Source organism: Huijunlia imazamoxiresistens (genome assembly GCF_037132455.1).
Classification (GTDB): Bacteria; Bacteroidota; Bacteroidia; order Chitinophagales; family Chitinophagaceae; genus Flavisolibacter; species Flavisolibacter imazamoxiresistens.
Genome location: NZ_JBBBEI010000012.1, coordinates 1 through 15,458, shown reverse-complemented (window position 1 = coordinate 15,458; position 15,458 = coordinate 1). Strand labels below are relative to the sequence as shown.

15 protein-coding genes are annotated in these 15,458 nt (G+C 51.4%); 10 read left to right on the top strand and 5 right to left on the bottom strand.

The genetic code is table 11. The annotated features are described in order from the left end of the window. Nucleotides 1-157 precede the first annotated feature (157 nt). Nucleotides 158-559 (bottom strand): c-type cytochrome domain-containing protein, encoded by a 402-nt coding sequence (locus tag V9K67_RS15255; RefSeq protein WP_336723868.1) that lies wholly within the window; start codon nucleotides 557-559, stop codon nucleotides 158-160. Nucleotides 560-1,757: 1,198 nt separating this feature from the next. On the opposite strand from V9K67_RS15255, the gene V9K67_RS15250 reads away from it, so the two are divergent. From V9K67_RS15250 to V9K67_RS15240, 3 genes are all read left to right on the top strand, one after another. After that, the gene (locus V9K67_RS15250) at nucleotides 1,758-2,141 is read left to right on the top strand and encodes a hypothetical protein (RefSeq protein WP_336723867.1); all 384 of its coding nucleotides are present in this window, start codon (nucleotides 1,758-1,760) and stop codon (nucleotides 2,139-2,141) included. 174 nt (nucleotides 2,142-2,315) lie between these two features. Continuing rightward, nucleotides 2,316-2,930, top strand: a complete 615-nt coding sequence (locus V9K67_RS15245; protein ID WP_336723866.1) for a hypothetical protein — start codon at nucleotides 2,316-2,318, stop codon at nucleotides 2,928-2,930. A gap of 141 nt (nucleotides 2,931-3,071) precedes the next feature. Then, nucleotides 3,072-3,626 carry a YceI family protein gene (locus tag V9K67_RS15240; RefSeq protein WP_336723865.1) on the top strand — a complete coding sequence of 185 codons (555 nt, stop codon included), beginning with the start codon at nucleotides 3,072-3,074 and terminating at the stop codon, nucleotides 3,624-3,626. 89 nt (nucleotides 3,627-3,715) lie between these two features. Here the strand turns inward: V9K67_RS15240 and V9K67_RS15235 are convergent, their stop codons facing one another. The 3 genes from V9K67_RS15235 to V9K67_RS15225 all read right to left on the bottom strand — a co-directional run bounded on the left by V9K67_RS15235 (nucleotide 3,716) and on the right by V9K67_RS15225 (nucleotide 6,820). After that, nucleotides 3,716-4,960, bottom strand: coding sequence for a sensor histidine kinase (locus tag V9K67_RS15235; protein WP_336723864.1), 1,245 nt, complete (start codon nucleotides 4,958-4,960; stop codon nucleotides 3,716-3,718). A gap of 387 nt (nucleotides 4,961-5,347) precedes the next feature. Further along, nucleotides 5,348-5,731 (bottom strand): hypothetical protein, encoded by a 384-nt coding sequence (locus V9K67_RS15230; RefSeq protein ID WP_336723862.1) that lies wholly within the window; start codon nucleotides 5,729-5,731, stop codon nucleotides 5,348-5,350. Between the two features lie 129 nt (nucleotides 5,732-5,860). Further along, nucleotides 5,861-6,820: a helix-turn-helix domain-containing protein gene (locus tag V9K67_RS15225; protein WP_336723860.1), complete on the bottom strand. Its 960-nt coding sequence runs from the start codon at nucleotides 6,818-6,820 to the stop codon at nucleotides 5,861-5,863. Between the two features lie 10 nt (nucleotides 6,821-6,830). On the opposite strand from V9K67_RS15225, the gene V9K67_RS15220 reads away from it, so the two are divergent. Genes V9K67_RS15220 through V9K67_RS15205 form a run of 4 tightly spaced genes read left to right on the top strand, consistent with a single transcriptional unit; the run spans nucleotide 6,831 to nucleotide 9,648 of the window. Next, complete coding sequence (locus V9K67_RS15220; protein ID WP_336723858.1) at nucleotides 6,831-7,274, top strand: thioredoxin family protein; 444 nt, start codon at nucleotides 6,831-6,833, stop codon at nucleotides 7,272-7,274. Then, nucleotides 7,240-8,214: an FAD:protein FMN transferase gene (locus V9K67_RS15215; RefSeq protein ID WP_336723857.1), complete on the top strand. Its 975-nt coding sequence runs from the start codon at nucleotides 7,240-7,242 to the stop codon at nucleotides 8,212-8,214. The genes V9K67_RS15220 and V9K67_RS15215 overlap by 35 nt, the downstream gene beginning before the upstream one ends. Beyond that, a complete protein-coding gene (locus V9K67_RS15210) occupies nucleotides 8,215-8,439 on the top strand; it encodes a DUF4266 domain-containing protein (RefSeq protein ID WP_336723855.1) in 225 nt (74 codons plus the stop codon). Nucleotides 8,440-8,451: 12 nt separating this feature from the next. Beyond that, a complete protein-coding gene (locus V9K67_RS15205; protein WP_336723853.1) occupies nucleotides 8,452-9,648 on the top strand; it encodes a DUF3570 domain-containing protein in 1,197 nt (398 codons plus the stop codon). 770 nt (nucleotides 9,649-10,418) lie between these two features. Here the strand turns inward: V9K67_RS15205 and V9K67_RS15200 are convergent. Continuing rightward, nucleotides 10,419-11,270, bottom strand: coding sequence for a universal stress protein (locus tag V9K67_RS15200; RefSeq protein ID WP_336723851.1), 852 nt, complete (start codon nucleotides 11,268-11,270; stop codon nucleotides 10,419-10,421). A gap of 1,571 nt (nucleotides 11,271-12,841) precedes the next feature. Between V9K67_RS15200 and V9K67_RS15195 the strand changes: the two genes are divergently transcribed. From V9K67_RS15195 to V9K67_RS15185, 3 genes are all read left to right on the top strand, one after another. Continuing rightward, the gene (locus V9K67_RS15195; protein ID WP_336723849.1) at nucleotides 12,842-13,183 is read left to right on the top strand and encodes a hypothetical protein; all 342 of its coding nucleotides are present in this window, start codon (nucleotides 12,842-12,844) and stop codon (nucleotides 13,181-13,183) included. 634 nt (nucleotides 13,184-13,817) lie between these two features. After that, nucleotides 13,818-14,105 (top strand): hypothetical protein, encoded by a 288-nt coding sequence (locus V9K67_RS15190; protein ID WP_336723847.1) that lies wholly within the window; start codon nucleotides 13,818-13,820, stop codon nucleotides 14,103-14,105. 704 nt (nucleotides 14,106-14,809) lie between these two features. Then, the coding region (locus V9K67_RS15185; RefSeq protein ID WP_336723845.1) for a DUF1016 N-terminal domain-containing protein at nucleotides 14,810-15,458 on the top strand (649 nt) is incomplete at its 3' end.

Genomic DNA, 15,458 nt, shown 5'->3' with positions numbered 1-15,458 from the left:
CCTGGCGGTGGACCGATCATAAGTTGGAAATCATGGGAAAATAAGCCTTAGCCCCGGGGCACTCGGTTATGGTTCCGCCGGTTAGGAGCATACTGGAGAGGCTCTTATTTGGCGATTGTTGCTCCTTGTAGCCGAATAACCCCAGTCTAAGGTTTCTTTAATTATTCAAGTATCCCTGGTCCACCCAGGCCTTGATCCTGGCGATCTCACAATCGGGAAGTTTGGCGCGCTTATAGGGCATTTTCTTATACCCGGGCGCATGGGAAATGGTGCCGACCAGTTCGCCATTTTTGGCCACCTTCCGTACCCCTTCGTAGGTATCGAAATTGACACCTTCTTCCTCTTCCCCGTTTCCGTGGCATTCAAAGCAATTGGCCACCAGGATGGGCCGGATATCGGTGGAAAATTTCATGTTGGCGGTGGCGCAGGTGTTGCCGCTGTCGGGGTTCTCAGGGGCCGGGGGCTTGGGGCTGACGGTTTGTTCGTCATCCTTGGAACAGGACACAACGACCAGCCCGGTAACCGCCATTGCCAGCAGGAAGGAAAATATCTGTTTCATATCGCTGTATTTAGGTTTCCGTTAGATATTTCATTAAGCGATGTCCGTATGAGAGCACCCCTACGGCATCCAACAGTGCCCCTCCATTTAAGCCTGGGAAAGCCCGTACACCTTTTTCCGCGCCAGGCGGGCGGCAGGAGCAGGAACAAAACGATCCCGGCAAAAAGAAGAGTTCTTTTTGGAGCGTCTATTGGTCTGGTTTATATCATATAAAATAGCAGCGGTAATCAAAGGGCCTTGCAATGCCCGGGGCTGTTTGAAAAACCGGTCCTTCGAAGCGTCGCTGTGCTGCTGCACTCATCCGTCGTTCATCACATCGGCCGCCCTACCGGACGATAGCTACCGAGAACAACCATTGCAACATCATGGAACCGTACTCATCGCTGTTCCTACAGCCATATATATCCTAAAGCTCTGTAAAATGAATACCCAGCGCTAAAGTCCCAAGAAAACTGCATCGGCAGTTTTTTTTGCAAAGGGCTACCCGGCGCCTGATAAATTTACAACACTTCGCCAGAGGACGAACAGCGGAGTATGGTATGGGAAGAAAAATCCCGGTCAGGAGCAGCGCTCCTTACAGGCAATTGAAATTGCCCAAGTCCCTGGTGAGGGTTCTTTTTCTAAGCTGCGGGGACAGGGCTTCCTCCCGGCTGGGTCCGGGCGCGCCAGGCGAAAACACTATTTTTTCTATTATTGTTTTCTCCCGTTGCCCGGCGGACCGAGCTTCAGGCAGCAAAGGCAAGGCGGCAGGCCTCGCAACAGTGGATCGGCTTTTCGTTAACATGGTATGAATCGTTAGTTGTTGACGGGTACATAAGGCAGGCACGGCAGCAATGCCATTCGCAACAATCGACTATAGGTTTCCGTGAAAAGAAAGCACAGTCATCTTTACCATTTCCACTCCACAGGCAAGCCCATCTAAGTGCCCGCTGATTTGCTGCCGGCCCGGGTTGGTATTCCTATATTTCCACAGCCCAGGAAGAATGAAGCCGCATTTCTCTTCGAAACCGGAAAGGCACAATACTACAAAGAAGGAGTCGGGGAAAACCTGACCTTCATCATAAAAGTGAAGGAAACGCAGGCCGGAGCGGCATTGCCGAAAGCGGAAAGGACTAGTAAGCGCAGGCAGCGAAAAGAAAAAAATGAAGCGCACGAGCTCCCCTGCAAGCAAATTGTTTAATTTTAAGAACCTGAAACCGTGCAACGCATTACTGCCATATTGCTTCTGTCGCTACAATTGCTGACGCATGTGGGGCTGTATCAACTCCTGAAGCTTCCTGTCCTGGCCCAACATTATTATGAGCATCAACGGACCAATAAAGAGCTGTCTTTGCTATCGTTTCTGAAGACGCACTATTTCATTGATGATACCAGGAACGCGGACTACGCACGCGACCAGCAACTGCCCTTTAAAACGGATACCGCTTTACGGGTAATTTTACAACTTCCCTTTATTCCGGCTTCTCCCCCTGTGTTGCGCGTTCCCTACGGAGCGGTAAAACAGGCAGTTTTCGTCCACTATATGCGTAACCTGCTTTCGCCTCCACACTACGGCATCTTCCATCCTCCCCGTGTTTCCTGAACTTTTATGCCTGCCCGCAGTCCTGGCGCCTACAGGACGGCCCGTCGTTCACAAACGAACGGCGAAAGGCGTCTTACACCCTCTCTATTTATGAACCATGGCAGCCAGCAAAAGGCAAGCGGCCTTCAGCACGCTGTTCCATGCCCCATTCGTTCATTGCCAAAAACAAACAGCATGAAAAAAATACCCCTGCTGCTGTCCCTGATCCTGCTGAGCGCCCAGAGCTTTGCCCAGGCGGACACCCTGCTGCAGTCCCTTCAAAGCGATACGTCCAGGGAAGCGCTGCTTCCCCAAAAAATGCTTTTTACCCAACGTGCCTTCTGGGGCGAGCGCGGCCTGTACCGTAAGCTCGGCTGGGCGCCCCTCACCCCGCAGGGGCGGGAAAAAGAGCTGCGCCTGCGCCGCACGATGCTCACCCTGCACCAGGTGCTGGGCTTTATCACCGCCGCTGAAATGGCGGCCCAGGGGGTGGTCGGGTACAAACTCTACAAGGGCAATGAGAAAATGCTCGAAACCCACGAGGCCCTGGCCGGCGGCATCATCACTACCTACACGCTGACGGCGCTGATGTCGCTGACCGCCCCGCCACCGCTCATCAACCGCGACAAGGGCGTGACCTCCATCCGCCTGCACAAGTGGCTGGCCATCGCCCACCTGACCGGCATGGTCGTCACCAATGTGCTGGCCGGCAAGATCGAGGACAACCCCGACCTCAAACCCTACCACCGTGCGGCCGCCCTGGGCACCTTTGGCACCTTTACCGCGGCCATCGTGGTCATCAAGTTCTGAGGCAACCATTTTTAGTTGACCTTCATCCTTTTCTACAAGTGTCCCGGCATTCCGGGGCACTTGTAAAAAACTTCTTTTGCTGCCCCAGCCGGGGGCAAACCCGCGTCCCTAATTCATTAAACCCTTTTAAAGCAAATCATCATGAATGCTGCAACCATATTTTTCCCGGTGCTCCTGCTCCTTTCCGCAGCGCCTGACACCGCCGTAAAAACGATCCGCGCAGATAAGAAAACCTCCACCATCACCTACCATATGAGCCATCCCCTGCATAGCTTCAAGGCGACCAGCCGCAACGTGGATGCGGTGATCGAGTACGACGAAGGGGCCGGAGCCGTCCGGAAGGTGGCGGTGCTGGCCAAGGTGTCGAGCTTCGACAGCGACAACTCCAACCGCGACTCCCATATGCTGGAAGCCACCGAGGCGCTCAAATACCCCAATGTCACTTTTTCCAGCACCTCCGTTTCCGAAGCCAACCACCGCCTCACCGTTCAGGGCGTACTGAACTTCCACGGCGTGGGAAAGAATATCAGCTTTGACGCCAGCGAGCAGGATGTCAAAGGCCACCGCATTGTAACAGGAGGCTTTACCGTGCTGCTCACCGACCACAAGATCGACCGGCCCTCGTTGCTGATGATGCCGGTGGACAACGAAATGAAAGTCGATTTCAAAATGGATTTTCCCCTGCAGGCCAAATAGCGGCAGGAGCCCATCCCGGCAAATACCCTTGGGCACCTGTTTCCCGGCATGCCGCCGCCCGGCAGCAGGTGCTTCCGTTGAAGTTCCTTCTAAAATTTCAGGGTAAACTGGTGCCGCCGCTCCTTAAAATCATAGCGCAGCATATAGCCGTATTGGTCACAGATCTGTTTGGCAATAGCCAATCCCAAGCCAGTGCCTTTTGACCCCTGCGCCCGGTAAAAGCGGTCGAAGAGGTGTTGTCCATCCAGCGCCTGGCGGCCCGGGTTGCTGATCGTTAGCTCCCGATCCGACAATGCGATCCGGACCTGCGCCCCTTTTTCGCTGTGCCGGATGGCATTGCTGACCAGGTTGATGACCAGGATGGCTGCCAGTTCCCGGTCCATGGATAGACTTCCTTCTTGCAGGTCCAGGGTAACGGTTACCGCTTTGGCCCGGATCCATTCGTCCAGTTCGTCTATTTTGTCTTGTACCAATGCTTTGAGGTGCACCTCCTGCAATGTCTTAAATTGACGGTTCTCGATGCGGGCCAGCAACAACAGGGCGTTGCTCATCCGCGACAGGCTTCCCACAGCTGTATAAATGCCCTGCACCTGCCGTAACTGCCCCTCGCTGAGTGCCGGGTCCTGGATGAACACGTCCAGTTTGGAATTGATGAGGGCCAGGGGATTTTTCATTTCATGGGAGGCATGATCCGTGAACTCCTTGAGCGCCCGGTAATCGCTCAACACCTTTTCACTCATCAGGCGCAAACCTTCGTGGAGCTCCCGGAATTCAACAATCTTTGTTTTTACTGCCGCTAAAGGGGCCGGGGCATTCAGGTCAAAATTTTTCAGGGCCTCCAGCAGGCTGTAAAAGGGTTTCCACAAGGTTTTCAGCACCAGCCGGTTCACCAGGTACAGGACTGTGGCCATCAAACATGCCAGGCCGGCCGTAATGCCGACCAGCAGGCGTACCAGCTCTTCGGTCGCTTCCTGCGATTTGCTCACCGTTACATTATAGACCTGCCCGTTTAGGGTTACCGGGAACACCAGCTGGCGGCTCAGCTCTTGCCGGTGCTCTTCAGGCAGGGTTAGCTGACAAGAGATAAAATACGCAGGAAACAGGCCGCTGCCGGCTTCAAAGGAAATGCGTTGGTCCTGGTACACGCTGGGGGCGGGCAGCGTATGGCGCTTGTTTACCCCATCCAGAATTTCCTCCTTTTCTACCTCCAGGGCCAGGTCCAGCTGCTGTAGCAGGGCGGTCCTTAGGACAAAATAATAAATTAGGGCGCCCAGCAGCAGCACGGAGAGTCCGGACATAAAAGCCAGGCGCTTGTATTGTTCCAGAAGCTTCATGCTGTTTGTTTTACATAGTGAAAGAACAGGCCGTACAGCAGCGTGCTGAAGGCTGGTTGCCTTCTGCAGTTGCCACGGCGAATCGATCCTGGAGTGCAGGAAAAATGAAGGCTCTGGCTCCATAAAAGAAGCCGGCCACAGAACTTTAACCGCAAGGCAGGTAAGGAAGGATCCGATCCTCCTGCTTCCGTTTCCCGGAATCAGGATGATTCCGGCGCTGCAGGCATCTCCTCCCCTGGGAACAAGCGCCCCTCCGCGCAATGCAGTGGTTGCGGATAAATAAGAAAAGACTCCTGGTAAGCAGGGCAAAAGGGTGCTCGATCTCTATAAAAGAAACCGGGAGAGCCTGTAAGCCCGGGCCATCCACCGTAAGGCGGCCAGGAAGTATCAGCAAACTTTGGGCGGCTGGAATATCTCGGTTCGAAGGCCGGAAAGGAGGTTTTCCGTATAGCGGGGAACCGGATCCTGATTTATTTCCAGGAAAGTTACCTCAAGGACAAGACGGGACTCGGGAAGGGATGACTGTTGCATAAGGACCTGTATGGCGGTACCGGCTTTAAAGGGCAGTTGCTGGTCCCGTGCGTAGTCCGCATTCTTTGAATCATCGACGCAATAATGCGTCTTCAGGAATGCAAGAAGAGAAAGGTCCTTATCCCCCCTTTTATGTTCGCGGTAGTGCTGTACTAAAACCGGCAACTTTAAAAACTGGCAAAACTCCATGCCGGTCAGCAGCTGGAGGACTAAAAGAAATATGGCGATCCTGCGTTGCACTTTTCTTTTTCCTGGATATAGCGTTTGGAGAATTTAGGATCATGTATTTATAGCACATCCATGAACCCGGGCTTCTAAAGTTAAGTATTAAGCTGCGGGCGTCATGGTATCTTTGAAAATAGTATGGTATCAGGCGCCTCCGGTCCGGTAGAGTTGAGGCGTTGTTCCGGTCAGGCGCTTGAAGAATTTTACAAAATGGGACGGATCGGTAAATTCCAGGGTGGCGGCGATCTCCGAAACCGTATTACCTGTGTAGAGTAGCAGGCGCTTGGCTTCGCTAAGCACATAGCCGGACAACACTTCCCGGGCAGACTGGTTGGCAGCCCTGCGGCAGGCCGCGTTCAGGTTCTGGGGAGAGGTATGAAGCCTTTCAGCGTAAACGGCTACTTTATTCTGTATACCGGCATCCGCGTTGAGTAGCTGGATAAAGGCATTATAAAGGTCCTCCCGGGAAGCGGACGAAGGTAGAAGCGGTTCTGCCATGTCCAGCATTTTCGCCAGCAGGGCCTTTAGCAGGCCTTCCAGCAGGAGTGAAGGCTGTTCCCCGGCCGTATTGGATTCCTCCGCCAGCAGCTGGAACACAATTTCGATGAGGTCCGCCTTCTTTAAGGACCGGCAGCAGCGCGTAGAAAGGTGAACGAGCAATGATTTGAGTTCTTTGTCCAGGACCTTTTCAACAAATTCCTTTTTTAAGATGACCACATAACCCTCCGCTTCTGCCTCGAGTTCCCAGCAGTGTACCTGGTCCTGGCGGACGACAAAAACTACCGGGGGCTGGACTGGATAATTCTCCCCATCAATAGAGTGGATACCGCTGCCCTGGGAGAGGTAAATGATCTCCAGGTACTTATTGTGTTTATGGGGGGTAGTTTTCCGGATGCTTTTTTTAAACGGCTCAACTTTTATCAGGCGTCCTGTTTCGCTTTTGTCGTATATGGGGATTTGCTGAGGCATTGATAGAACATATTTTACCCCCAAGATAAAGAGGATGGAATCCTTATTCCAATCAGCCTGCTCCTGAATGGATATCCTGTTAAATAACCTTTTCTTTGGCATGCTTTTCCGCCGTTTTGGGTAATTTACGGCCAAACCACATCCCATGAAATTACTGGCGCTCCTTCTGTATCCGGCTTTTTCCCTGCTCTCTACCACTCCCTGGCTGACCGACTTCAACCTTGCGAAAACAGAAGCGGCTAAGTCGCACAAGGCCATCCTGATCAATTTTTCGGGTTCCGACTGGTGCGGTCCCTGCATCCGTATGCACGAGGAAATTTTTGAATCCGGGGCTTTTGAACAGGAGGCGTCAGCAGACCTGGTACTGGTGAACGCCGACTTTCCGCGCCTTAAAAAGCACCAGTTGCCCAAGGAACAGGTAAAATGCAACGAAGCGTTGGCCGACCAATACAATCCCAAGGGCATTTTCCCGTTAACGGTGCTGGTGGATCAAAACGGGAAGGTCCTGAAGCAGTGGGAAGGTTATCCCGAAGAAACTCCCCGGCAATTTGCAGATGAAATCAACACACTCCTCCATAGCGGGCATTGAGGCCAATAGGCAGCCGCCCACCCTGCATAAGCGCAGCCTGCGCCTGATGGGCAACCGTTTTGAGGTCAGCGTGGTGCATACCGATGCCGCAGAGGCGGGTGCCTGCATCGATGCCGCCGTGGCCGAGATCAGCCGCATCGAAAGGCTGCTGACCACTTTCAGCGACAGCAGTCAGACCGCCCGTATCAACGAAAATGCCGGCATCGCCCCTGTACGGGTGGATCCGGAAGTATTTGACCTGATTTACCGCTCCCAGAAGATATCGGCCCTTACCCAGGGGGCTTTTGACCTCAGCTATGGTTCTTTGGATAAAAGCCTCTGGAACTTTGACACGAACATGACCTCCCTGCCCGACCCGGCTACTGCCCGCAAGCTGGTCCGGCTCATCAATTACCGCAACATCCTCCTTGATGCCGCCGCTGGCACTGTTTTTTTAAAAGAAAAAGGCATGCGGATTGGATTTGGCGGCATCGGAAAAGGATATGCCGCAGATAGGGCTAAGGCAGTGTTGCAGCAACGGGGCATTTCCTCGGGAGTGGTCAATGCCTCCGGCGACCTCGTCACCTGGGGGGAACAGCCGGGCGGCAAGCCCTGGACAGTGGCCATTGCCGACCCGGCTGCCAAACTCTACCCCTTCTCTTACCTCAATATCAGCAACCAGGCCATCGCTACCTCGGGCAACTACGAAAAGTTTGCCCTCATCGGCGGCAAACGCTATTCCCATACCATCGACCCGAAAACCGGTTACCCGGTAACGGGCATTAAAAGTGTAACAGTCATCAGCAGCCATGCAGAAGTTGCCGATGCCCTGACCACACCGGTGATGGTGATGGGCCGACAAGCCGGGCTGGACCTGATCAACCAGATGCACCACCTGGCCTGCATCCTCATTGACGACCAGGACCGGCTGTTTACCTCCAACAACGTTAAACTGGTATAAATGAAAAAGAGGCTTCCTTCTATACTTCCTGCCGTGGTTCCACTGCTCCTGCTGCTTCCCTCCTGCAAGGCGGTGAAGGAATACCAGAAGAACCGTCTCAATGATACCGAAATGGAATTGTCGGCCCGTAAGACCCAAAAGTTCGAACAAAGTTTCCAATTGTACCGCGAGGGCGCCTCGGGGGCCAACGGCGGCAAAACCGGCGGCGGGTGCGGGTGTAACTAAACGCAGCAATCTATGAAAAAAATCTACCTGTCTGTTTTAGGAATGTACCTGGGCATGATCGGCGCATTTGCGCAAAACAGCACCGACACTGCGGCCTACAAACCCCGAAAGCTGAAGTTGGAGGAGGTCAACTTCGTTTCGGCCTATTACCACCAGGACGGCAGCCATTCAGCCGTTACCGGCGGTGAAGGGACCGAAAAATTATCGGACGTGGCCACTACCATCGAGCTGAAGCTGCTGAAATACGACCGCCACGACCGCCGCCACAACTGGGCCTTCGAGCTGGGCGTGGACCATTACACCTCCGCCTCCTCGGACAATATCGACCCCTACCAGGTAACTTCCCCTTCCTATTCCGATAACCGCATCTATCCTTCCCTTTCCTGGAACGTGCAAAACGAAAAGCGGGGCTTCGCCTTCGGCCTGAATGCCTCCTTTTCCAATGAGTACGACTACAACTCCCTGGGGGCGGGGGTGAACGTGACCCAAACCTCGAAAGACCGTAACCGGGAATTCACCGCTAAGCTGCAGGGGTTCTTCGACAGCTGGAAGGTGATCCTGCCGATCGAATTGAGAGGGGCCACCGGAGCGCCGGGAACGAAAATAGGGTCCCACGAACCCCGCCGCTCCTACAGTGCCTCCTTTTCCCTGTCGCAGGTGGTCAACGAGCAACTGCAGGTGCTGGTGCTGGCCGAGCCCACCTACCAGGAAGGACTGCTGGCCACCAAGTACCAGAGAGTGTATTTTGCCGGCACGGCCGTGGGTGTGGAGGAGCTGCCCGGCAGCCGGCTGAAGCTGCCCCTGGGCCTGCGGGCCAACTACTTCTGGGGCGACCGGTTCATCCTGCGCTCTTTTTACCGCTACTACCTGGACGACTGGGGCGTAAGGGCCCATACCGCGGAGCTGGAACTCCCCGTCAAGCTGACCTCGTTTGTTTCGCTGAGCCCGTTTTATCGCTTTTATTCGCAGACCGCCGCGGACTATTTTGCGCCCAAATACGCCCACCGGATCACCGAAGCATTTTTCACCAGCGACTACGACCTGTCCCAGGTAAACAGTAATTTTTTCGGCACAGGCCTACGGCTGTCGCCGCCCAAAGGCGTTTTCGGCATCAACCGCTGGAACAGCCTGGAACTGCGGTATGGGCACTACAGGCGTAGCGATGGGCTGCAATCGGACATTTTATCGCTGAGTGCCAAATTTAAATAAGAGAAGCATGGCTAATACATGACCTTTACGAGAGCCTGGAGCACTTAAGGCCCTGTTGCATCGCCGGATCTTCTGCATAAGACCCGGCCTTTGTCTTTTCCGAAGGAGGATCCATGTTCCTGAAAGTACAGTCCAACCGGTTGCATGCGAGGTTTCTGCGTATGAACAGCACCCTTGCCGGCCGCGTTATCTTCATGTCCAGCTTCCATAAGAAAAAAATCCCTGCCTGCCGCCCGGCCCCTTTAAGCCGAAAGCTTCCCGGGAGGGCAGGTATAACTGATCGACCAGCCAAACTTCCCGCAGCATTACAGTCAGCCCCGCCATCGCCGCGGCCTACATCGTAACGGATGAATACAGATACCTGAGGAGACCTCTGAAACCACCGCACCCGTCGCAACAATCCGGGCAACCGAGAAGTCCCGGATGAAATGGAAAAGGATGGCCCCGCGACCGTTCCCAATACACAAAAGACTCCTGTAGAAACAGGAGTCGCAACTAAAACTAACTTGTTTAGAAGATCAAGTGTTACGCGAAAGTGAAGATAAATATAGGAATTTGAAAATACGAATAAGGTTTCCCGCTATCCTTCTAATCAGTTCGAGTCAGGAGTAGCTGTATGGCAACGATAAAGCTTCTGTTATGATATTCCGGTTTTATTCACTACATACTTGTCAGCGTTTCGCAGAAAGGACTAAAAGAATCCTTGTTTTCTCCATTCAGGGTAATTAGGGTAGGTGCTCTTTATTTCAACAAACTATTGGGGAGGGACGTTACAGACGGGTCTGTAAAGACAGCAAAGGAACTCTGGACAGATACGACATTTTCTGCGTCCTGCTGCTATTAAAGATATTTTGCAGGAAGTTCCTTTTATGGGTGATCATGGCCAGCATGTCCATGTGCCTTTCGGCCACAAATTCCTGCAAGGTCCCATGAAAGTCTTTCCCTGTAAGATGAATAAACTCAACAGGAGTTCCTGCAAAGGAATTTTGCAATTTTTTCTGGGTCACATAAAGGTTCCTGGTATGGGTCAATACCTCGAAAACCTCTGCGTCTTCCTCCGTAAAAACGGCGCTGCATATATTTGCACCAAATAAACTGGCTAATTCAAAGACAGGCTGCAGTGTTTCATTTGCCTGCTCGCGCTCCTCAATGGCCAGTAAAATACTTTTTGGTTCAGACCACTTGCAATGAGGTGGGATGGTCAGAACCGGAGTGCGGCTGTTGTTGATCACCGCTGCGGTTTTGGTGCCAAACAGCCTCCTCGTTAACCCGGTTGCGCCCTCTGTGCCCATAATGATCAGGTCTGCCGAATGATGCAGGGCTGCCTCGAGGATGCTATCCGGGACGCTTTGGCCTCCGCCATACAGCAAAGCGGTTACTTGCAGGGAGGAGGCTTTCGTGATCCCCTCTTTTATAAAATTCAACTGGCCATAAAGCTCTTTCTTCAGGGACGCGTTGTGCTCTTTGACTAATTCTTTGATACTGGAAAAGTCGGGCTCAAACAGTTCGCAACAGTGCAATAAAATGATTTCGGCGTCTGTTTTTTTAGCAAGTTCCAATGCATAGTTCAGGGCTGCATCCGCACAGGGGGAGAAGTCTGTGGGTACCAAAATATTTTTCATGCTGTTTAATTGTCCCTTAAGCTAATAATATCCTTTTAGGAGACAGTTGATGACAGTCATCACTTTATATGATCCTGGCAGCCCAACCATACCTACTGCAGAAGCCTGGTCTTTTTTGGCCAGGTAAATCTTGTAAAAAGAGCGCAGTTGCCCGCGCTCCGTTTGCTCATCGAACCCATGAATAAGGTTTGAAGAGATGGTTTTCAGCAGGTGCACCACCTGTCTGGGGCTAGGCGCTTTGGAAAGCCTGTTCGGCGGAAAGCCAGGAAATGAACGATAAGGCAGGGAAGTGCAGGCAACCGGGGGCATAGCGTCCGGCAGGGGCCCATCCAGCCTTTCTTAAGAGAAAATTAAAATCAAATTAAAGTTGAAGGAAGGCTGAGGGCGGGACGGTCAGCATTGACGACCTTAGACCTGTTTCTACCTTTTTCATAAGTGCTTTTATAACAATAAAGGAATACCTGCTGCGGTATTCCTTTATTGTTTCGTACCGGCTGCCGGACTCAATCAGGGCTCGGAGCCCCAATGGGAACTGCTCAGCCGCCGCAACCACCGTCGAATGTTTTTAGGGACCATTGCTACCATTTACGCTGCAGGCAGGTACCAGGAATTTACCTATGCGGCCATCCCACTTAGGTCCTATGTTCTTGTTTGATATGTTGCCTTTACAAGGCGCTTCTCATCAATTCTAATGGTAAAAAATCTGCACTTCACCCGGTAAAGGTTTTGTCCGGGCGTTAACTTTAGTGCGCCCGGGAATTGTACCGCTCCAGGTTCGTCGTCTTTTAGGGCGTCCTGAAACAAAAAGTGGTTTGCCCTTGTAGGTGAATCCTGCGGGATCAGGTCATCTATTAGGTATCGTGATCGCCTTCGTTTAACAAGCACAACTGTAAGTCCTTCGCTAGCCCGCAACCAAATGCGGATGCCCTTAGCTTAAAGCCAGGATATAATTCCCGGGCAGTTTACAGAAAAGCGCACCAGGTTTACCTTTTAGTAAAGGCGTTGTCCTGGATCTCCCCTGCACTTTTGCATAATTGGCAGCCGCTCCTGTATGCTGCAAAAAAAGGGTCCGGGGTAGAAACCCCAACCCGTTTTAAATCCGTACCCTATGAAAACTATTTGATGAGCTGCAAAATTTGTTCCACCCTTCTTTCTGCCGTTTGGGCTTTAAAGATTTTGGAGGTGCCTTATGTAAAGCCCTGTTTATCTGCCGAAAAAAGGGCGCCTACATGGCGGTGATCCCATACAGGCATAGGCTATGGGTGCTTACTTTCCGGGATCTTGGGTAGGAATTTGCTCTTCGATCACTTAACCGGCCCTACAAAAGGGCTGTGAGCCGGTGTAGGGAGCTGATTGCCGGGCATAGGCGCCCGGCGCCAGCGGATTGTACCTTCCGCCTAAACTACTGGTTACTGATACGTTATGCTTTCCCGCTAGGAGGAGCTCGAGTTAAGGCTATTGGGGCCTGTTCCGGACTTTCACTTTAATTAACAATCCGTGTTTAAACACTACAGCCTTCTGTGCCTCATAGATGCGTAACCGCTAATACAGAAAAACAAAATAACCTAACCATGAAAAAGATCTTGACACTCGTACTGGCACTGAGCACGTTAACTACCGTATTTGCTGTGGAATCGTCCAACTCTCCGATAAAGATAATTGCCACCGATCACGGTACCTTCTCCTTTTCGGAACGGGAGCGGGACGAGCAGATCTTGACTATCCGTCGGGATTATGAGAACGGCATCAGGGAGTTAAAAAGCAGCCGTGGGCTGAGCTGCAGGGATGAAGGCTGGCAGGTGGGCAACCTGGAAATAAAGCGGGACCGGAAGATCCGGAGAGTTAACGAGAAGTTTTATAACAGCAACAACACTTCCTACAGGAAGATGAACAGCAAGAGGGAACAGCAATGATCAGGCTGCTTCAATACCCCTATGAAAAATTTAGGATAAAAAGGATAAAATTTAAGACGAACCCTCCCCGCCCCGGTGGGCGTTCGTATTTAAAGCCCGTCCGCGACTTCATAACTGCAATGTTCTGGAACCATTATGGGGCATGAAAAAGCCCCGAGTAGAAACAAGGGGCGACTAACGATTGCTTGCCATATGAAAAAGTTGGAAATAGTCCCGAATTGCTGATGCGCAGCGACTGCCAGTTATGTGCTTCTTTTTTTGCTTTCCTGATCTCCGGCTCGCTTGCTGATACAAACATAGCCATTGGCTCCCATTGTAAGGGTTCAAAACTGCCGGCATTTCATGATCCCAAAAAACACATGAGCATTATTGAAAGCCTTTACCAGGCTGAACTTCAGCTTAAACACTCTTTTATATCCAACCGGTTTCTTACTTTTTTGTTTCTAAGCCCGACCTGTTCAAAGGATGGGTGAAAAGAAAAGTCTGGTCCAAGCGCCGCGAACGGCTTTAGAGTCAAATCGCCTATCGATCTGCCAGAAGATAGGACGACGGAGTCAATTTTGTTATCCGCCCGAAGAAGTATTTCTATATAAATAGGGTAGGGGATATTAGACACTTCCCAAAAGAAACCCCCATGCTAAATAAAGCGCAAACAGCCATGAAAATGGGGTACATTCCAGGTTACCTCTTCAGCTTACTCATCATTCTTAAATTGACCTTTTCAGAAGAAAAAGGGAAAAAAGAAAGCCTCCGGGATCAGCGGCCCAGGGCCAAAAGGGCAAAATGGAAAAGGAATAAATCCGTGGATGGATGCCGCCGCAAACTTTTGGTGCTGCCCGTGCAGGACATTATGCTCCAAACTGATACCTCAGCTTTATGCCGGAATAACTATATTGACGAGTCAATGCTTCCAGAACGATAACTAAGGTTGTTCCAACAGAGCAATTCCTTCTGAAGAGGTCGCATGGAGTTAGTTATATAGAAAGCTTTTCGCTCTTGCAGGCCCGGCCGCTATCTTCGCGTCTTTTTTTTCCTTTTCTTTTGGAAGTGTCTTTTTGTCGCTGTAGTGTCCTCTGAAGTTTGCAATGTTTTCTGAAGTTCGGTTTGTTGCTTCAGGTCTGCCTCAGAAATAAAAATCCCCTCGCGAAGGAGGGGCAACTTTATAAGGCGTTGGATGATTAGTTTGGTCAGGATAAGGACGCCTTGGGTTTTTCAGGATCTGGACGTTTTTAAAAGGTACTACGGATAAAACGGGCTTTTTCTGGATAATGGCATCGGTCGGTTTAAACTTTGGATATTGTTTTTTGAAAGGCTTTCAGCAGTCATCGGATCGTTTGACAAGTCAAAGATACCGTCGTCCGGAAGGCTTTTTCGCCCCAAATCGGTGAATGCCGGACTTTTATAGATGGATACTCCTTCGGTAAATGGTGTTAAGAGTTTGGCAGCGCAGGGAAGTAAGCGAAAAGACTAACTCTGCCCGTGCGACTGGTAACGGGCAGAATCTACCTCTGCCCCGTTCCTTTATTATAGGCTGCCTCTATTGTAATCAAGGAGGTCCTATTTAAGGACAGATTTCTGTATTCTGACAATTCCTAAATTTGTTTTTCCATTACCCAAAAACTTTCAATGCAGTTGCAAGACTCTTCTTATAAGAAATGGCTTTCAGAAATCAAGCAGCGTATTCGCTCGGCTCAGATCAAGGCGGCTCTTAAAGTAAATGCCGAGTTGATTGGCCTGTATTGGGAGCTGGGAAAGGAAATTCTGGAGAAAGAAAAGGCTGCTGAATGGGGCGATAAACTGATCCCGCAATTAGCCAAGGACTTGATAACTGAGTTTCCAGAAATAAAGGGGTTTTCCAAGCGAAACTTGTTTTATGTCCGTCAGTTCGTTGCCTTTTATACGGCTGATCAGCAAATTGTGCAACAACTTGTTGCACAATTTGCTGATCCAAAGTTGCTGGATCACAATGGGTTTGTCTCACAGTCCGTGGAACAAAATAGTCAGGACGCTGTTCGCCAAATTCCGGAATTTCTTGCCCGGATTCCTTGGGGGCACCACCTGCAAATTATTACGAAGTGCAAAGGCGTTGAAGAAGCCCTGTTCTATGTGTCTAAAACCGCAGAACATGGCTGGAGCCGAAATGTGCTGGTTCACCAGGTCGAAAGCGACCTGTATCGTCGACAGGGTAAAGCCGTTACCAATTTCGGTCAAACCCTTCCCGCCCCGCAAAGCGACCTTGCCCGGGAACTCTTAAAAGACCCGTACAAGTTTGATT

What these genes read in the sequence shown, in the direction of transcription:
- V9K67_RS15255 (WP_336723868.1), bottom strand. Translation starts at nt 559, where the DNA reads ATGAAACAGATATTTTCCTTCCTGCTGGCAATGGCGGTTACCGGGCTG.
- V9K67_RS15245 (WP_336723866.1), top strand. Translation starts at nt 2,316, where the DNA reads ATGAAAAAAATACCCCTGCTGCTGTCCCTGATCCTGCTGAGCGCCCAG.
- V9K67_RS15240 (WP_336723865.1), top strand. Translation starts at nt 3,072, where the DNA reads ATGAATGCTGCAACCATATTTTTCCCGGTGCTCCTGCTCCTTTCCGCA.
- V9K67_RS15235 (WP_336723864.1), bottom strand. Translation starts at nt 4,960, where the DNA reads ATGAAGCTTCTGGAACAATACAAGCGCCTGGCTTTTATGTCCGGACTC.
- V9K67_RS15220 (WP_336723858.1), top strand. Translation starts at nt 6,831, where the DNA reads ATGAAATTACTGGCGCTCCTTCTGTATCCGGCTTTTTCCCTGCTCTCT.
- V9K67_RS15215 (WP_336723857.1), top strand. Translation starts at nt 7,240, where the DNA reads ATGAAATCAACACACTCCTCCATAGCGGGCATTGAGGCCAATAGGCAG.
- V9K67_RS15210 (WP_336723855.1), top strand. Translation starts at nt 8,215, where the DNA reads ATGAAAAAGAGGCTTCCTTCTATACTTCCTGCCGTGGTTCCACTGCTC.
- V9K67_RS15205 (WP_336723853.1), top strand. Translation starts at nt 8,452, where the DNA reads ATGAAAAAAATCTACCTGTCTGTTTTAGGAATGTACCTGGGCATGATC.
- V9K67_RS15200 (WP_336723851.1), bottom strand. Translation starts at nt 11,270, where the DNA reads ATGAAAAATATTTTGGTACCCACAGACTTCTCCCCCTGTGCGGATGCA.
- V9K67_RS15195 (WP_336723849.1), top strand. Translation starts at nt 12,842, where the DNA reads ATGAAAAAGATCTTGACACTCGTACTGGCACTGAGCACGTTAACTACC.
- V9K67_RS15190 (WP_336723847.1), top strand. Translation starts at nt 13,818, where the DNA reads ATGCTAAATAAAGCGCAAACAGCCATGAAAATGGGGTACATTCCAGGT.